This window comes from Borborobacter xinjiangensis (assembly GCF_047739745.1).
In the GTDB taxonomy this organism is placed as follows: Bacteria; Pseudomonadota; Alphaproteobacteria; order Rhizobiales; family Rhizobiaceae; genus Pseudaminobacter.
Window position 1 is genome coordinate 51792 of the sequence record NZ_JBLLVA010000016.1, and the last position, 17326, is coordinate 69117.

At 59.8% G+C, this 17326-nt stretch carries 16 protein-coding genes; 7 read left to right on the forward strand and 9 right to left on the reverse strand.

From position 1 onward, the window contains the following. Positions 1-133: 133 nt before the first annotated feature. The 5 genes from ACLKMW_RS16930 to ACLKMW_RS16950 form a co-directional block, all read right to left on the reverse strand. Positions 134-571 (reverse strand): hypothetical protein, encoded by a 438-nt coding sequence (locus ACLKMW_RS16930; protein ID WP_415725658.1) that lies wholly within the window; start codon positions 569-571, stop codon positions 134-136. Further along, positions 555-1184 carry a DUF1419 domain-containing protein gene (locus ACLKMW_RS16935; protein WP_415725659.1) on the reverse strand — a complete coding sequence of 210 codons (630 nt, stop codon included), beginning with the start codon at positions 1182-1184 and terminating at the stop codon, positions 555-557. Before ACLKMW_RS16935 ends, ACLKMW_RS16930 begins: the two co-directional genes overlap by 17 nt. Before the next feature lie 86 nt (positions 1185-1270). Next, entirely contained in the window at positions 1271-1663 is a 393-nt protein-coding gene (locus tag ACLKMW_RS16940; protein WP_415725660.1) for a hypothetical protein, read from the reverse strand. Positions 1664-1751: 88 nt separating this feature from the next. Further along, a complete protein-coding gene (locus ACLKMW_RS16945; protein ID WP_415725661.1) occupies positions 1752-2093 on the reverse strand; it encodes a hypothetical protein in 342 nt (113 codons plus the stop codon). Positions 2094-2302: 209 nt separating this feature from the next. Further along, a complete protein-coding gene (locus ACLKMW_RS16950) occupies positions 2303-4447 on the reverse strand; it encodes a ParB/RepB/Spo0J family partition protein (RefSeq protein ID WP_415725662.1) in 2145 nt (714 codons plus the stop codon). Positions 4448-4911: 464 nt separating this feature from the next. On the opposite strand from ACLKMW_RS16950, the gene ACLKMW_RS16955 reads away from it, so the two are divergent. The 5 genes from ACLKMW_RS16955 (at position 4912) to ACLKMW_RS16975 (ending at position 10813) form a co-directional block, all read left to right on the forward strand. Then, a complete protein-coding gene (locus tag ACLKMW_RS16955) occupies positions 4912-5562 on the forward strand; it encodes a glutathione S-transferase family protein (protein WP_415725663.1) in 651 nt (216 codons plus the stop codon). 98 nt (positions 5563-5660) lie between these two features. Next, complete coding sequence (locus ACLKMW_RS16960) at positions 5661-5969, forward strand: hypothetical protein (RefSeq protein ID WP_415725664.1); 309 nt, start codon at positions 5661-5663, stop codon at positions 5967-5969. A 51-nt stretch (positions 5970-6020) separates the two neighbouring features. Then, positions 6021-6581 carry a GNAT family N-acetyltransferase gene (locus ACLKMW_RS16965; protein WP_415725665.1) on the forward strand — a complete coding sequence of 187 codons (561 nt, stop codon included), beginning with the start codon at positions 6021-6023 and terminating at the stop codon, positions 6579-6581. Positions 6582-6950: 369 nt separating this feature from the next. Continuing rightward, positions 6951-8963, forward strand: coding sequence for an ATP-dependent nuclease (locus tag ACLKMW_RS16970; RefSeq protein ID WP_415725666.1), 2013 nt, complete (start codon positions 6951-6953; stop codon positions 8961-8963). Continuing rightward, positions 8960-10813: a UvrD-helicase domain-containing protein gene (locus tag ACLKMW_RS16975; RefSeq protein ID WP_415725667.1), complete on the forward strand. Its 1854-nt coding sequence runs from the start codon at positions 8960-8962 to the stop codon at positions 10811-10813. The genes ACLKMW_RS16970 and ACLKMW_RS16975 overlap by 4 nt, the downstream gene beginning before the upstream one ends. A 134-nt stretch (positions 10814-10947) precedes the next feature. Here the strand turns inward: ACLKMW_RS16975 and ACLKMW_RS16980 are convergent, their stop codons facing one another. After that, on the reverse strand, positions 10948-12144 hold the full coding sequence (locus tag ACLKMW_RS16980) for a DUF932 domain-containing protein (RefSeq protein WP_415725669.1): 1197 nt from the start codon (positions 12142-12144) through the stop codon (positions 10948-10950). Positions 12145-12356: 212 nt separating this feature from the next. On the opposite strand from ACLKMW_RS16980, the gene ACLKMW_RS16985 reads away from it, so the two are divergent. After that, positions 12357-13553, forward strand: a complete 1197-nt coding sequence (locus tag ACLKMW_RS16985) for a DUF1173 domain-containing protein (RefSeq protein WP_415725670.1) — start codon at positions 12357-12359, stop codon at positions 13551-13553. A gap of 208 nt (positions 13554-13761) precedes the next feature. Here the strand turns inward: ACLKMW_RS16985 and ACLKMW_RS16990 are convergent, their stop codons facing one another. Continuing rightward, positions 13762-14361 (reverse strand): cold-shock protein, encoded by a 600-nt coding sequence (locus ACLKMW_RS16990; protein WP_415725671.1) that lies wholly within the window; start codon positions 14359-14361, stop codon positions 13762-13764. Between the two features lie 231 nt (positions 14362-14592). Here ACLKMW_RS16990 and ACLKMW_RS16995 point away from each other — a divergent pair, with 231 nt between their 5' ends. Beyond that, complete coding sequence (locus ACLKMW_RS16995; RefSeq protein ID WP_415725672.1) at positions 14593-14895, forward strand: DUF982 domain-containing protein; 303 nt, start codon at positions 14593-14595, stop codon at positions 14893-14895. Positions 14896-14955: 60 nt separating this feature from the next. Here the strand turns inward: ACLKMW_RS16995 and repC are convergent, their stop codons facing one another. Both repC and repB read right to left on the reverse strand, forming a co-directional pair. Beyond that, on the reverse strand, positions 14956-16164 hold the full coding sequence (gene repC / locus ACLKMW_RS17000) for a plasmid replication protein RepC (RefSeq protein ID WP_415725673.1): 1209 nt from the start codon (positions 16162-16164) through the stop codon (positions 14956-14958). 153 nt (positions 16165-16317) lie between these two features. Beyond that, a complete protein-coding gene (gene repB, locus ACLKMW_RS17005; protein WP_415725674.1) occupies positions 16318-17304 on the reverse strand; it encodes a plasmid partitioning protein RepB in 987 nt (328 codons plus the stop codon). Positions 17305-17326 lie beyond the last annotated feature (22 nt).

Genomic DNA, 17326 nt, shown 5'->3' on the forward strand with positions numbered 1-17326 from the left:
TCCTTTCATGATGAGATCGGCGCCCTATCGTACTCGTCGAATGGGCATCGATCGGCTTGACGTCGCGATGAGTGCTGGGAGTGGTGCCGGCAAGCCGTAAGCGGCGGTTTGCCATGAGTTCTGATCGGTGGTTCTAGCCGATCAGGATGGTACGGAAAGGAGGGGTCTCGACCGATCGGGCACGGTCGACAACGAAGACCTCGTCCTCATTCGCCTCGAACAGCTTCAGGATGCGGTCGCCGACCGCGACACACTCGTTGATCCAGTGTCGATCGCTATCGCGGTATTTTGCGGCGCGCTCCGGCGGCACGTAGACTATGGTAAAATGGGACAGGGTCTCGCCGGTCGGCGCGGCATAGAAATATTCCTTCACCTCGGTGACAATGCCGCCGGTGCTATAGGAAGTCGAGACCATATCTCCAGGTCGCACCAGATCGGCGACCGTCGGGGAGCCCGGCGGTGTGCGCCGGTATCGGAGGCTATCCGGAACGCCAAGATCGGCCGTATAGGTTGAGTGCGCCTCCCCGGTCGGCTTCTCTGCCGGTGGCGACGGTTTACGATGGTTCAGCATCGTTGCCCCGTCCTTTCCGTGGCCGCGCGCGGACGTCGGGCATGCGGCTGTCGATCTCTTCGTCGGTCAGATCGTCCAGAAGCTTGAGGGTGGTGCCCTGCCCGGCGACGTAGGTAAGGATGGTCCGCTTGCCATGATGCTGTGGCGGCCGCGCATCGGGGTTGGTCTCGCCGGCGATGCCTTTGAAGTCGGCGTGTGTCGCTGACCAGATAGCCTCGAGCTTTTCTTCGCGTGTCATGCTATCGACCGCGCCGGTCTCATGGGCGATGATCGCCGCCCGCATGGCGTCGGGACTGCTCCTGTCGGTGAGATCGCAGAAGCCGTGGTACCAGCGTTCGCGGCCGCGGATCCTGATCGCGAAGAAGACGCTGGTGACGTTGCCCGCTTTGTATTCGGACATCCCGAACATGCCGGTTCTCTGGAAGAGCGGCGGTAACAGGCCGAGCATGAAATGGTATTCGCTAGCCTGAATCTCGAACCACTCCGAAGCATATGGCGTGCCGGATAGGGGATCGACTTTGGGCGCATCGCTATGGCGATTGAAGAGGGCAAACATTTGCGACCGCGTCGCGACGCCCTCGAAAACTTTTCGGAACGGAGGATGGATAAGCATGGCATGTCTCCGGAATAGCCGAGCCTCCCGCCGTGCGGTGGCGCGCGGCGGAAGACGGTCGGCGGGTGCGGGAACGGTGGGCTTCTTCAGGCGGCGCGGCGATGGGGGGACTGTGCGGCGTCGCACCCGACACCGGTGATGGCGCGGACGGCCGCAGCGAGCGCCGGAATGTCGTCGAGCATGCTCAGCGCGACGAAGTGGTTGGCCCCGCCGGTATAGTCCTTGCGCCCCTTGCAGGTGCGGATCAGGATGCCGTGGCCGGAGGACATACCGAACTGACCGACCTGGATGTAAACGGCGGTGTGGTGCAGGGTCACTTCGCCGGAAACGGCGATGCCCGCCTTATTTGAACGAACGTCATAGCTGCCCGGCGGCAGGGCAAGTTCTGCGGCAAGCTTCTTCAGCCGTGAGCGCGCCGTCGTGTGAAAGCGTCTCTTCTGCTGCTCGTCATAGGAGCAGCTCCTGGTCCAGTCGAACATGTCGATCTCCATGAAACGGAACAGGCCCGGCGATCGCTTGCGCGATCCCGGGCCTGTCCTGGGTGGTTGGGTTTATGCGATGTGGAAGTCAGGCGGCCGAGCGGCCCTCGATGATGTCGGCGCCGACTTCGTTGGCGGAGACCTCTTCGAGATAGGCGCGGCTGTACGGATTGTTGGCGAGCCAGCGTTCGGCCGCCTCGCGGTCCCTGGCAAGATGCAACAATTCCGGGCTGTCGCCGAGATCCTTCAGGACACGGATCATGCCGATCGAAGGACGTTCGACGATCTCGAAACGGAGGTCGCTCTCAACAGAGTAGGTCCGACGGACAGAGACAACGACAACGCCGGATTCTCCAAAATCGCCTTCATGCAGTGTGAAATACGCCGGCGCGCTATAGGTGGCGCGCGCTTTTGGCGGCTCCTTCTTCACCAGGCACCCGGTGCCGTTGCGGGTCTCCTACACGGAGGGCTTCTTTATGAAGCGGGAAGGCGGTTTGGGCGTTGAATCAAAGTATCGGATGATGCTCCCCAACGGAGCGTTATCGTAAACGAGATGAGCGGACATACGGATCTCCATCTATGTCGAAAATGAAAGGGCCCGGCGGTGATGCCGGGCCCCGTGCGAAGCGGGAGGGCAGATTACTCGGCGGCCTCGAGGCGGTCTGTGTCCCCTTCGGCCACGGACGGTTCCTCCGACGCTGGGTCGGCGAGGAAGGCGGGCAGCTCGGCGGCATCGCCGTCGAGAGCTGCTTCGTCCGTCATATCCTCGGATAGTGTCTCACCCGAGTTGACCGACGTGTCGTCACCAGCAAGTCGCAGCGGCTCGGCCAGCCAGTTCGATCCTTCGAGAAGACGGGCGGCCTCGCGGGCCATCAGGTCCTTCTTCATGTGGTCGATCAGCTGCGCAGAGTCCTCGCCGCGGGCCTCGCGCACCGCCTGCACGATCCGGGCCTTGGTGACGCGTCCGAGATAGTTGTCGACGGTCGGTGACCACCCTGCTTCAACCATGTTGAAGCCGAGTGTTGCGGCAAGCGCATCGGCATGGGCAAGAGCGCCCAGACGCTTGTTCCAGGGCTCGACGACGGCGTTGAGCGAGAGCGAGGCACAGTGCGCGAACAATGCCTTGCGGCTAGCTTCGTCGAGACCCAACAGGAACTCCCAAAGATCGGTTGCGTCGTCCGGCATATCCCGGTCCCAGGCCTCCTGACGCTCGGCGATCTCCTTTGCCCAAGAGGTCTCCCCGAGACCCTGGACCTGGCCGAAGCTGTTGCTGGTCAGGTTGATCTCGAGGCAGCTGTCCTTGCCGAATCGGTAGAACACCTGCAGCACGAGAACGTGGAGGACCGTGACGAAGGCGATGTCGACGTCACTCGCCAGCGCGTTACGCAGCGCGAGGGTCTTCTGTGCGGTCAGATCGAAGACAAGCCGTTCGGGCAGCGGCTTGATGCCTTCTTCCTCGGGCTCTTCGACCGCATCGGATCCGCCGTTCATGGACCGACCGTTGACGACGACTCGGTCATCACCGTCCTCGTCGGACTGCGGAGCGTCGCGATCTCCGGCGTCGGCCTCCTCGTCATCGTCCACTTCTTCCCGGGGCTCGTCACCGGGACGGACAAAGCCGGCTTCGACCTGCAGCTGGCCGTTGGCACCGAGCGTAAGGAACGCACCGGCGATGGCTTTCTGCACCGGATCGTAGACCTGAGGACGATCGCCAAAACCGTCAAGTTCGGTCCCGAGCTGATCCAGCTTGTCCTCGATTTCCTGGTCGGCCTCCTCCATCTCGGCATATTTTGCGTCGAGTGCATCGTACTCGGCCTTGACCGCATCGTATCGGGCGATCTCGTCGGCGCTCATCTCCGCCGGTTCGGCATAGATGCGCCGCATGCCGGACGTATGGCCGTACGGAAAGCTGATCGCCGCTTCGACCCACTTCCAGCCGTCGGCGCGGATGGTTTCGGCGTCGAGCTTGAGCTTGTCGAAGACCAGTTGCTCAAGAAGGGCCGCATCCTGGAACCAGCCACCGGAATCCTGCTCGAACAGGTCGCGCAGGATGATACCGCCGGCGGCTTCATAAGCCTCGGCGCCGACATAGACGGCGCGACGATCGTCGGCGCGAACCGTCGTCTCCGTCAGCAGGCGCCGGATGTAGTACGGCTCGTGCATGTGCGGGTTGCCCGCGATGCGCTCCCAGACCTGTTCCTGCCGGGCATGGTCGTCGGAGATCGAGAACGCCATGATCTGCTCGAGGCGGATTTCGTCCTTCTCGTAGAGTTCGAGCAGTTTTGGCGACACCGAGGCGAGCCGCAGCCGCTGTTTGACGGTTGCTGCCGAAACGAAGAAGCGAGCAGCGATCTCCTCGACGTCAAGACCTTGCTCTCTCAGTGTCTTGAACGCGCGGAACTGATCGAGCGGATGCAGGTTCTCGCGATGTACATTTTCGGCAAGCGAGTCCTCTTCCGCCGACGTCGTTCCGCTGCGATTGACGATGCAGGGGATCGGCTCGTTTTTCGCCAGGCGCTTCTGCTTAACCAGAAGGCCGAGCGCGAGATAGCGGCGGCCGCCGGCGGGCACTTCGAAGGCGCCGGTCTCCTCGCCGCCTCCGTCAAGAACGGGCCGGACGTTCAGGCTCTGCAGGAGCTTGCGCCGGCCGATATCCTCGGCGAGTTGCTCGATGGTGACGCCGTCCTTCACCCGGCGCACATTTTCCTGCGACAGGACAAGCTTGTCGTAGGCGATGTTCTCCGAGGGGTTCATTGCGATCTTCTGAATGGCGCTTTTTGCCATGGTCAGGGTCTCCATGACGGGCGGCCCAGGGTCTCTCCCCGGACCTCCAAACCCGTCAGGAACCCTCCCCTCCGCCCTCTGCCTCTCGCGGCCGCACTCCCGGCCAACCAACGGCTTCACCACTCGCAAGAGGCACCAAGACTAAGTCAAGCATCGTGGTGCTGTTCACCACGGAAACGGCAGCTTCCGACCTTAATTGCGGCCGCTTATCGCTATGAATGATGCCCCTTAAAACAGACGCTAAGATGGCTGAGGCTGGCGCATGTTTTGGGATTTTTCGACAAGACCGGAAAGCGTCGGACGCCAAAAAAAATTCAAGGCATATGTCGGCTGGCGTCGGTGTCGTTCGTCTTGTTCATCGGATGCTATGCTAAACTAGAGCATTTTAGCGCAGCGGGAAGCTCCGTACTGGCAGCAAAGGCGTCGAGTTTGGCTCGCCCCCAGAGCGAGAAAGGAGAAACGCGGTGACTATTACGATCACTGCCTTTGATGATAGCTCGCCGGATCGCGGCCAGGGGCTGGCGAGGGACATGCGCGTGCGCTGGGCGCTGGAGGAGGTGGGCCAGCCTTACGAAGTGCGGCTCGCTCCGTGGAGCACATTCAGGGAGCCCGCGCATTTGGCGCGCAACCCATTCGGGCAGATACCGACTTATGAGGAAGGTGATCTCACGCTGTTCGAGTCCGGCGCGATCGTGCTTCATATCGCAGAGCGCTTTCCGGGCCTACTGCCGGCGGGTGCGAATGCGCGGGCGCGTGCGATCATGTGGATGTTCGCTGCGCTCGATACGGTAGAGCCGCCGATCGTCGATCGCGATGTCGTCGAGAACTTCGAGCAAGGCAAGAGTTGGCAAGGCGAGCGCTTCGAGATGGTCGATGAACGCATTCGCGAACGGTTAAATCAACTTTCCGCGCGCCTGGGCGACAGCGAATGGCTCGACGGCGATTTCAGCGCCGGCGACCTTCTGATGGTGCATGTGCTGCAAAGGTTGAAGGGGTCGGGACTATTGGAGGAATTTCCGAATCTCTGCGCCTATGTCGCCCGTGCGGAAGCGCGGTCGGCGTTCAAGCGCGCTTTTGCCGCTCAATTGGCGGTGTTCACGGCTGCGTCGCAATGAAAGTTCCAAGCGTTCTTCGCGTCCTGCCTTTTACGGCCCTCGCCTTAGCCAGCATTTGGGCTGCCAATCGGGCTCCTGATGGTCGCCGTTCCCCACAGATGGACTTCACGGTTACGCTTGAGGCAATCGCCAATGCCCTGACCAAGGTGCCGCATATAGCCTCTATGGCTATGCTGTTCGTTCTCGCCGTGCTCGCAACCGGCTACTCGCGCATCTGGCTTGCTGCCGTGCTGACTTTTCTTGTGGGCGTGAGTTGGGAACTGGTTCAGACCACGGTGATCGGCCACAATCCCCGTGTCGTTGACATCTTCCCCAACCTTGTTGGCATTGCCGTTGCTTGGGTCGTCGTATCCGTGTCTGTCTTTCTCTGGCGCTCGGCCCGTTCGCGCTCCGCGAGCTCCCGCTGAACGAGATGCGCCGTTTCACCGATGCTTTCAGGCGAAGGAGGCTGCGACAACGTGAGCATAAAAATTGAAACTCCGCGCCTTACTCTGCGGCCTTGGGATGAAGAAGACATTGAACAACTTGCGAGTGGCCTGAACGATCTCATTGTCGCTAAGTGGCTGGCTTTCGTCCCCCACCCCTATTCGTCTGCCCACGCCAAAGAGTGGGTCAGGAGATGCCGGGAGATTTCCAGTGCAGGCGGCAGGCCCACCGCGTATGAATTTGCTGTCGAACTCAGGAATGAACGGCTGGTGATCGGAGGGGTCAGTCTCAACAAGATCGACTGGCATGCCGGGACGGGCGGCGGAGGAATTTGGATAGCCAACGGTTATCAGGGCTGCGGCTATGGACGCGAGGCGTTCGAGGCGAAGATACGCTTCGCCTTTTGTGAACTGGGCTTGACGAAATTGGTCAATGGCTACTTCGACGGCAACGAAAATTCGTGGGCGATGCAGCGCAAGTTGGGGTACCGCCGCGTGGCTGAGGCTCCCAGTCGTTGCATGGCTGACGGGAGGGAAACCATCGAACACGTTACGATGTTGCTCCGTAGCGATTGGAAGGATCGGGAGAGATAAATGTATGGTTGTCATTTCCTGTCCCTACCGCACAACTCCCAAGTTTCACGACAAAATGAATATGTTGATTTTGCTGGGGAAATTCTGTCGCAAAAGGCAGGCGATTAAGTCAGTCTTGCGTGACTGATTTCTGCAACAGTGGAAGGCTCCTTCTGTTCTCTACCAGTACAAGACCGGTCTTTCCCACCCCAACACGGTCGTTCCGAATCCGGGATGGGTGAATTGGCAGGAATCGACCTTAATTGAGGACACCAAATGACCTATTGCGCTGTTCCGAAACCTGCCGTTCGCAGGAGCGGTGCACGTAAAGTCGAATGTGAGGCCGTTTCCGGAAGGTCGCGCAAGTAGAAGGACAGTGGTAGATGAACGATGCCAGCGCAAGGTTTTGATTTGTTGCTCGGCAGGGGGGAAACTATGAAAATTGAGCAGCTGACCATCCGCAACTTCAGATGCTTTGGGCCAGAGGGAGTGACGCTCACCCTCGAAGAGGCTGTTACGGCCTTCGTCGGCAACAACGGCTCCGGCAAGACGGCGATTTTCGCCGCCATCCAAAAAGCTTTCGGCACATCGAGCGCCCAACGGACGATCCGGAAATCCGACTTCCATGTGCCCAAGGAGGACGAGGAGCTCCAGTCGGAAACCTTGATGGTCATCGACTGCTTGCTTGGCTTCTCGGAGCTGGAAGAAGACGATGCGGATACGGATGCGATTCCCGAAGTCTTCAATCAGATGGCCACGAGCGGAGAAGATGAGCCGCTGAAAGTGCGTATGCGCCTCGAAGCGAAGTGGATCGACGACGGCACGCCCGAAGGAACGATAGAAGAGGCGTTCCGATGGGTGCGCGCAACGGACGACGATTTCGAATGGGACGAGTGCCAGGCGGTGCAGGCCGTCGAGCGAAACTACATCCAACTCATCTATGTCCCCGCCAACCGCAACGCAGCCGATCAGGTCACGAACCTACTCAAAGGACGTCTATGGCGCGCCGCGAAATGGTCTCAACAGATGATCGAACAGGCAGAGACGTCGGCGGGCGCACTTCAAGACGAATTTGATACCGAAGGGGTCACGGAGTTTATTCTGGAACGCCTCGCAACCCGATGGTCGGAGGTTTATACTGGCGACACGGACACGACGCCGAAGCTCAGACTGGTCGAGACCAGGCTTGAAGAGCTCGTTCGGCGCGCGGAGTTCGTGTTCTTCCCGGACGAGGCTGGGCGGGAGCGCCGCCTCGACGATCTCAGCGATGGACAACGCTCTCTCTTCCATATCGCACTGACGGCAGCGACACTCGAAATAGAACGCGATGCTCTACGGGAGACCCCGGCGGACAGCGTGTTCGATCAGGAGAAACTCCGCCGAACTTATCTGACCATCCTTGCGATAGAAGAGCCGGAAAACTCCCTCTCGCCGTTTTTTCTGTCCCGTATCATGCGCCAGGCACGCGACATCGGCGGCGCTGCCGAAGCGCAGGTCATCCTCTCCAGTCATAGCGCCAGCATTCTCAGCCGGATAGAACCCGAAGAGGTGCGATACGCACGCCTGAACTCCGAGACACGCGAATCTTCGGTGAGGCTCCTGACCCTTCCAGAAGAAGGCACGGAAGCTCGCAAGTATGTGCGTTTGGCCGTACGTGCATATCCCGAGCTCTACTTCGCCCGGTTCGTCGTACTGGCTGAGGGCGAATCGGAGGCAATCGTGCTCCCCGCCATCGCCGAGGCGTCGGACTTCCCGCTCGACCGCTCATTCGTTCCTATTGTGCCCTTGGCAGGACGGTTCGTCGCTCATTTCTGGCGCCTCTTGTCGGATATCGAAATCCCCTATGCCACCCTGCTGGACCTCGATGCCGGACGGCAGCACGGCGGCACGAAGACGGTGCAGTATGTCGTGGAGCAACTCGCCGCCGTCGGTAACGACCTCAGCACCAACAAGCACGTAGTCGATGAGGAAATCGACCTCGATGAGCTTGACGAGATCGACGACCAGGAACTGATCGACCAAGATCAGGACCATCCGTGGCTCAAGGCGCTGAGGCGAGAAGGCGTGTTCTTCTCATCCCCGCTCGACATTGATTTCGCGATGCTGGAGATGTTCCCCGACGTTTACCAGAAACCGAGACCAGGCGGCCGCGGTCCCAAGAAGAGCGCGAATGCGCTTGAGGACAAGAAGAAAGTGACGCTGAAGACCGAAGGCGATCCCGATCTCTACGATGACGGGTGGGACGATAGCTTCATCTGGTATCCGTACCTATTCTTGAGCGAGAGCAAGCCCGAAGCGCACCTTCGCGCCTTGAGCGAAATCGACTCGGAAGATCTTGAAGAGGATGCACCCGAAGAGCTGAAGAAGCTCATCGCCTACGTGAAGCGTAAAGTCGTCCCATGAGCCTCGTTCGTCCGGAAGATTGGGTGCCTCAAGGCATAGAAGAGCTCGAAGACCGCGCTTGGGAGGCACTTCGGGAGACTGACCGCAGCGTATGCGTCACGGCCGGAGCGGGCGCCGGCAAGACTGAGTTCCTTGCGCAAAAAGCGTCCTACCTCCTGCAGACCGGTCTGTGTCCTGCGCCCAAACGAATCCTTGCGATCAGCTTCAAGCGCGACGCCGCGGAGACGCTTTCGGCCCGTGTTCGGAAACGGTGTCCAGAGGGACAGGCACGCCGGTTTGTGTCCCTGACATTCGATGCATTTGCCAAAGGGCTTGTCGATCAGTTTCGGATGGCAGTGCCGGCTTTGTACAGACCGCCGGCAAACTATGAGATCGCCTTTCCGACCAACGACGCGTTGAACGACTTTCTACGGCGCGCGGGAATTCACAACATCAACACTCAGCAACTCACACGCACTATCGCAGGAGTCCGGATCGGCGACCCTAACCAGAATGTACCCGAGAATCTTCGATCGGCGTTTGAAGAATATTGGAACGACCAGCTAAATGGGCAACCGACCGCCTATCTGACGTTTCCGATGATAAATCGTCTCGCAGAGTATCTCGTACGCGCCAACCCCCGTATCCACGCCGCGATCCGGATGACTTACCCTGTCATTTTCCTCGATGAGTTCCAGGACACTCAGCGAGCTCAGTTCGAGCTGCTCACCTCCGCCTTCGACAAGGACCACAACACATTTACGGCGGTCGGAGACGACAAGCAGCGCATCATGGGCTGGGCGGGCGCAATGCCGAACGGCTTCGAGGTATATACGCAAGAGTTTGATGCAAGACCCATATCGCTGCTCTTGAACTGGCGCTCGCATACCGATCTCGTGGCGATACAGCATATCGTCGCGCAAAGCATTGACCCCAATGTAGAGCATGCGGTCGCACGCGGGGAAAAGGCGGTCGACGGGGATGTCTGCGCGATTTGGGATTTCGGAAGCGAGGAAGAAGAGATCAAAGGCTTGGCAGGCTGGATATCCGAGCAGGTCGATGACGGCGTTCCGGCCCACGAACTGGCAGTGCTTGTGCGGAACCACCCCGAACGTCTGGAGAAAGAGTTAGGCCCGGCTCTTGCCGAACTCGGCGTCCCACTTCGAAACGTCGCGCGGAACGTCGGCTCGATCGCGATCCAGGACTTGCTCGCCGAAGAGCTATCCGAGATTCTCCTTCCGCTGCTGAGGCTGGGGGCGGAAAAGCGAAACCCCGCGGCATGGGCGTCGGCTCAAGAGCAGCTGCGAAGGCTCGAAGCGCTATCTCTCGACGACGACCTCGGACTCCAGCGATCGGCAGCGCGCACCGAAGCCCTGGTGAAATCGATTAGAGCCTACATCGCCTCGCATGATCCGGAGGCTAGCAACGTAGTGGGCGCGGTCGCGCTTCTAATCGAGGAAATTGGTGAGACCGTCATAAGGCGTGCGACACCGTCATACACACGCAATGCCGACTTCGCTCGCGTGGCGGAAGGTTTCAAACTCCTGTTGTCCGAGTGCCTTGGCGACGCCGACAGCTGGAGCGAGGCCCTGGACCGCTTCGAAGGGCGCAACCAGGTGCCGTTGATGACCATCCACAAGAGCAAGGGGATGGAGTTCCATACGATCGTCTTCTTCGGCCTCGATAGTAATAGCTGGTGGAGCCTAACCCCTAACAGACCCGAGGAGATGAACTCGTTCTTCGTGGCACTCACACGCGCAAAACAGCGTGCGTTCTTTACCAACTGCAGCGATCGCGGCGGCAGGATTGCCTGGCTGGAAAATTTGCTCGGTGCACACGTGCCTCGCATCGCGAGCGAGGATATCGCCTGAGCACGACGAACGTCTTCTCATGATGTCCGCTGCCCATTACCAGACCGTCGGCAAACCACCCCTTTGCAGCCAGCTCGCCTACCCGGAACTGATGGGCGAACCAGCCGCTTGTAGCAGCCACCTCTGGCGCACGATCAGTGAACGACGTCGAGGAGCTTCTTGGCCTTGCCTTCAATTTCCAGCCGGACATCCTGGTGTTGCTTGTCGCGCGCAACGCGCGTGATACCTTGGACGAAGTCGAACACCGATGCCGGCGGATGGCCTTCGTCGGTCAGCACGGCATCGATGATCTTGGTGGTTTCGCCCTTGGAGAAGCCGCGCTTGCGCAGGAATGTCGTGCGATCGTCGTCGTTGCGTGCGACGACGCGTTCGCGCGCTGCCTTGATGCCGTTGATGAAGGGCATGGGCGAGGATTCGGCAAACTGGATCAGCGCCGGCTCAGCTTCGAGCGCGAAGCGGGAGGCCGCATATTTTGAGTGGCGAATGGTGATTTCCTGGAAATCCTCGACACCCCAAAGATTCCGATTTTGGCACACGGCTCGTAGGTAAAAGCTCGCAATTCCTAGCGTTTTCGAACCCACCTCGCTGTTCCAGGCGTAAAATCCGCGGAAGTAGAGATCCGGTTCGCCATTCGGCAAGCGACCGGCTTCTATCGGGTTCAGATCGTCCACCAGGAACACGAAGATGTCACGGTCCGAGGCATAGAGCGTCGTCGTGTCCCGCGAGATATCGACATTGGGATTGTAGATGCCGGTTGACCAGTCGAGCACACCGGGCACTTTCCAGCGTGTGTCGCCGGTGCCGTTGCCGGCGATCTTCTGGACGGCGTCGATCAGCTCTGAATCGAATATTCTGCCATAGTCCGGACCCGTCACCGCCCGGAGTTCAAGGCGGCCATTCTCGATCTCGAGCGTCTTGACCTGCTCGGCCCGGTGTGTCGAAAGCCCATATTGCAGATTGATCCCGGCGAGCGCGGCTGGCAGCTGGCGCAGATAAGTGGCAGGCGCGCCGACCAGGCTTGCGAGCTGACCAAAGCTCCAGTGCGTCGGCGCAACCGGCGCATGGGAATCGGGCAGCATCAACGTCAGCCGTTCGGGATTGTCGCGGGACGCTTCGACCCGGATCGCTTCGCTTTCGACGATCCGGGTCTTGCTGCGTTCGGACCGCCGCTTCACCGAATTGTTGAGGTCGGTGAGCGACAGGAAGCGTTCGTCGTCCGGTCGATTGAACCATTCCGACGACACGCGGCCGATGCGCTGGCCGCGGCTGACATCGACCTTGTATCCGTTGGGCGTCGTGCGTGAAGGCGCCAAAATCTCCATATGCGTCATGATCGTTCTCCGCGACGGGCGCCGGGAGCCTCTCTCCTGGCCTCGGCCCGCCGCCGCATCCCGGCTTCCCCTCTCCCTCTTGATGCGCCAGCCGGCGCGCGAAGCGCGCGGGCGCCGCGGCAGCGCTCCCTCGCCTGTTCAAGGTTGCGTCGCCGCCGAAACCGTGAATCAATGAGACAGGGGATGCGGCGGCGTCCGGAGCGATGGAGGCAATGCGACGATTCAAACTAGCTGAGCAGGTGATCGAAGAAACGGCGCCGGACCTTCAGCTCGCGTTAGCTGATGCTTACCGTAAGCGGATTCGACCGCTTTGCCTGTGCAAGGAAGGTGGCCTCTCGATGTATATTGCCCAGGTCGGAGAGCAATACATCGTCAAGCGCATGCCGATGTCGGGTGGCGGGCACGATCCGGCGTGTCCATCCTACGAGCCGCCTGACGAACTGTCCGGTCTCGGCGTGTTGATGGGAAGCGCAATCCAGGTCGATCCGGAGAGCGGGATGTCGGCACTGAAAGTCGCTTTCAGTCTGACGAAAATCGGCAAACGGGCTGCGCCGAGCGTTGGAGCGGTCGCAAGCGACACCATAGCCGGCGACGGAAAGAAACTCTCTTTGCGCAGCGTGCTCCACTATCTCTGGCACCAGGCCGAGCTGACTGCCTGGACCTCACGGTGGGCTGGCAAGCGTCACTGGTGGAATATTCGCTGGCACCTGATCGAGGCTGCGAGCCAGATGATGGTGAAGGGCGGGCCGCTCAGCGAGGTGCTCTTTGTGCCTGAACCGTTCCGGACGACTGACAAGACCGCGATCGAGCAGCGCCGGACCGCGGCCCTGGTTCCGGCACTTCCGCCGAAGGGAGGGCCGCGGAAATTGATGATCCTGGTGGGCGAGGTCAAGGATTTTGCTCCGACACGCAGCGGCCACCGATTGATCGTCAAGCACATGCCGGACTTTCCGCTTCTGCTGGACGAAAGCCTGTATTCGCGTCTGAAGGGTCGTTTCGAGAATGAGCTGGCGCTGTGGGACGCGGACGAGGCTACTCACCTGATGGCGATCGCGACGTTCGGGTTAACGCCGGCCGGACTTGCGGTCATCGACGACGTGGCGCTGATGGTGGTCGCCGAGAACTGGGTGCCGTACGACTCCGCGTACGAGAAAAGGCTGGTCGATACACTGGCCAGGCTGCCTGACCGCAGCGTCAAAGGGTTACGCTACAATTTGTCGCCAGACACACCTACCGCGTCTGCAATGCTGCAGCGTCAATCGCAGCCGATCGCGCTTTATGTGGTCCCTCCTTCAGCAGATAACGCTTACAAAGAGGCATTGGAGGAGCTGATCTCGTCACGGCCGGAAATCGGTGCCTGGATCTGGCGCACGTCGGAGGGCGAGATGCCTCCCCTGCCCTTCCGCTGAGCACTGCGCATTCGGCTTTAGTATTTCGCACGTGCGATACGAATTGTGCATTGCAATATCCGCGCTGCCGGGTATCATCACGCTATCGGCCATCTACTCCTCCCAGATGCGATGCCGATGCTGGATGCGGTGCACCTCCTCCCGCGCCGTATTCGAAAATCGAGCCCGCTGCCACCTCCTCCCGGCAGCGGGCTTTTGCGTACGGCGACTATGCGAGGCGAATGGCCTGAACCTCCATCCCCTTCTTGCCTCGACCGGACTGAAAAACCACCCTTTGCCCCTCTTCCAGGACGCTGAGACCTGCGCGGCTTAGCGCGGTGGCGTGTATAAAGACGTCCTTCTCGCCGTTATCGGGCGCAATGAAGCCAAACCCCTTCTCGGGGTTGTACCATTTGACTGTCCCCTCACTCTCCAGCTGCGTCGTGCCTACCGCGGCTCCTTCTTCGATGAGGCTTTCGGCGGCCGGCGTTTGCGCGGTATGGTTCCCGATGTCGACCAGCTTGACGACCTGGCGCCCTCGAGGAGCTTCTTCCACGATGACCTTGAGATGCGTCCCAACGGACAGATCGCTGCGCCCCGCCGCCTCCAGCACCCTGATGTGCAGATAGGCCTCGGCGCCATCCGACAGCTTCACGAACCCAAACCCCTTGCTGGGGTTGAACCAGAGCAGTTCGGCATCGATAGCGTCGGGTTCTGTGCTTGGCGTGTCCTGAAAGTAGCTCGGCTCGGAAGCCTGTCCGAAAAAGGCATCCTGGTGGTTGCCATGGCGCTTTCCGCGGCGCTCGCGATGATCTCTGTACTTGCCCATGATCGCTTTGGCTCACATCGAGAGCGCACTACAACCTCCCGCAGGATAATCTCCGTCGGCTGCCGCGTTTGTGTCAAATAACGATTTGCTCACGCGATCATCGGCAAGCACTAAATCTATCCGCGAAGGTCCCCGCGATCCCCTCTCATCCCGCCTTGAAGCCCAGCGCCTGTGAACTCATATTTTCGGCTTGCATACCCACATGCTTGCCGAGAACAGCCGGAGGATGAGATGAACGACAAGCTTTTCGACAGTCCTGTCTTCGTAAAGGGAGGAAGTTTCACGATTGTAGAGATCGCTTCCCTTCGTGATGCCATCGACTTCCTCGATGAATGGCCAATAGAACTGCAAGACGTTCCTTACGATGCGATCCGACGTGCCTGCTACTCCGCGCTGGATGGCGCACAACCGCTTAATTCCGCGCGCGACAATTTCGCCAAATGGGCAAAGGCTGCGAATATTCTGGAGGACCTTCAAACCGTACCGGCGTGGATGACCGGACCAAAATCTGGCCCCGGCGGCGTGCTGGCTTGAGGAAACCAGCACAAGGGCCAGTCTCATGCCGATTTGCCACCACGGCATGACTGCCAGTACCTAGCCAGCCTCCCTCTCCGGTGCGGACGCACTGGCCTTGAAGGCAGCCATAAGCATGGGTCCGACGGAGAACTGCCCTGCCCTCGCCTTCTCGGTCAACGCCCGGAGGTACCCACCGGCCGAGTTGATATGCTGAGCCCGCTGCAGGATGCAGGCAACGACGATCGCCGCGGTTTCCGGCCCCATGACGTGGCATGCATCCTCGTAGGCCGACGGCGAGACCCCGAGGTAGCCCCTCACCTGGGCGGCGGTTGCCATCAAATCGCGCCAGTTGGAGATTCCGGCGGCGGCGTAATCAGCAATATCGGGGCAGGCTTTCAGCACAAGCCCAAGGTGATACGTCTTTGGCGGCCCCTGCGGTTCTTGTCTAGGCTCGGCCGACCTCCTGGCTTTCTCGAAAGCTGGTTCAAATTCAAATTGGGAGTCGGGGTTTGAATCAGATTGCTGCCGCTCATTCTGAGACTCATTGGCGCTCGGATTCGTAACATTCATGAAGTTATTCAATGCGATATCGACTTCGTCACGGATCTGATCGAGCTCCGCCGCGAACGGCTCCAGGTCGACGATGCTCGCTTTCCGCGGGAGTTGACCCACCACCAACCTGAAACGCCTCCAGAGGGTCTGCCAGGCGCCTGGGGCGCCCTCCTCGATCGCCGCATCGATCAGCTTGGCGATATCACGGCGCTGCAGCGTGATACGTTCCCGCATCAGCTTCAGCGCGCGGCCGTCGGCGCGCACACATTCGGCCGCCTGGTGGAACTCTTCGGCACGGGCGAGCAAGGGCGCCAGGGAGAAGCCGAAGGCGTCCTCCAACTCCCCTCCCCTCCCCTTTCGGGCATACCTTTTGCCATTCGGGCTGTCCCTGCGCAGGATGATGCCGCAATCGAGCAACGCCGCAAGATGCCGGCGTAGCGTGGCGTTTGCCATCCCGTGCGAGCGCAGCGACAGCTGCTTGTTCGATGGGAAGACGATCAGACCATTCTCTTCGGACAGCTCATCATCCGGATAGAACGACAACAAGCCGGCCAGGACAGCCAGCGAGCGATCGCCGACGCCTATGATGCTCTTGCCTTCGCAGAGATCGCGATAGACCTGCCATTTGTCGATGGCCTTCCCTTCCGGAATCTCTTTGGCTTCGATCTGCGCTGCCATAAGGGCGAGCGACATCGATCGGCTCCCGAAGGGAGTCGTTGCAATTTCCCTCTCCATTTCCTTCACCTTCAATCAGGCAAAAGAAACCTGCTCGCCAAAACGACGCCAAGACTCTTGACAGTGATTCGCGGAAATGTGATTCTCAGCTTGCTAAAGGTTGAGAAGGGCTTCCGCGACGGTGACGTTCGGGGGCCTTTTTCTTTTGCGGTTTCAGTTCTCCTGTTTCGACTGTCTGTAGGTCTGAAAGAGACTGTCCAGATTGCCGGCAATCCACTCGCCGAACGGGGTCGCTTCGGCCTTTGAAATCTTTAGCGTATAATCCTTGGGACCCCGCTTAGCGGTTACGCTGACTGATTTGTCGCTGGGGGCCCAAGATGTGGCTCCTGGCTTCGAGATCGCCTTGCGGACAACCTCTTTGCCCTTATGGAGGGCATTGAACAGGCTGTTGAAGCGTTCATCTGAATCTGCGGACAGGAAGCTCTCAGTGCTGATAAATTCCTCCGCTGCTGCCGCGTTGCGGGGATTGTCAATCAGCTTCCGAAGCTCAAGCCATCGATCACGCCCGATCCCTTTGGCTGCCCCGATGCTCTCGATGACTCCCGGGGGAATGGACTTCGGTATGGTCATCATTTTCGAGAACGTCTGATAGTCTATAGAAAGCGCAGATTGGATCGTTTCCCGCTCAAATCCACGCTCAGCAAGCTGATGGGCAAAAACAACCTTCTCGATAAAGGACAAGTTCGCCCGAGCAGAGTTCTCCTGGCCTTGGGCAACGACGTGGTCGAGGTCCTGGAGCGTCTTTACGACAGCGCGGACTTTCCGACCCAGTTCAATTGCTGCACGTAAGCGACGATGCCCGAACACCACCATATAGCGGTCTTCAGCCGTAGGATGCGGGCGAACGAGGATCGGAGTGTCCTGTCCGCGTACCCGGATCGCCTCCACGAGCTCGGAATACTGCTCATCGTCAACCGTCATCCGGTCCGAGACGAAGGACACGTCAACGACGGCTGGATCAAGTTCGATAATCGCCTCGCCGTCTGTCAGCAAGGCTGCTTGTTTTGTTAGTTCATTGATCGACGACGAGATAGATTTGGCCGCTCCGAATTTGGGCATGGCAGCCAAACGGTCCTCAGTCACGACATCCGGTTCGTCGTGCTCGGCGAGAATTCGATTGAAAATATTCTTTCTAGCCATCGTTGCGCCTACGGTGTCGCCT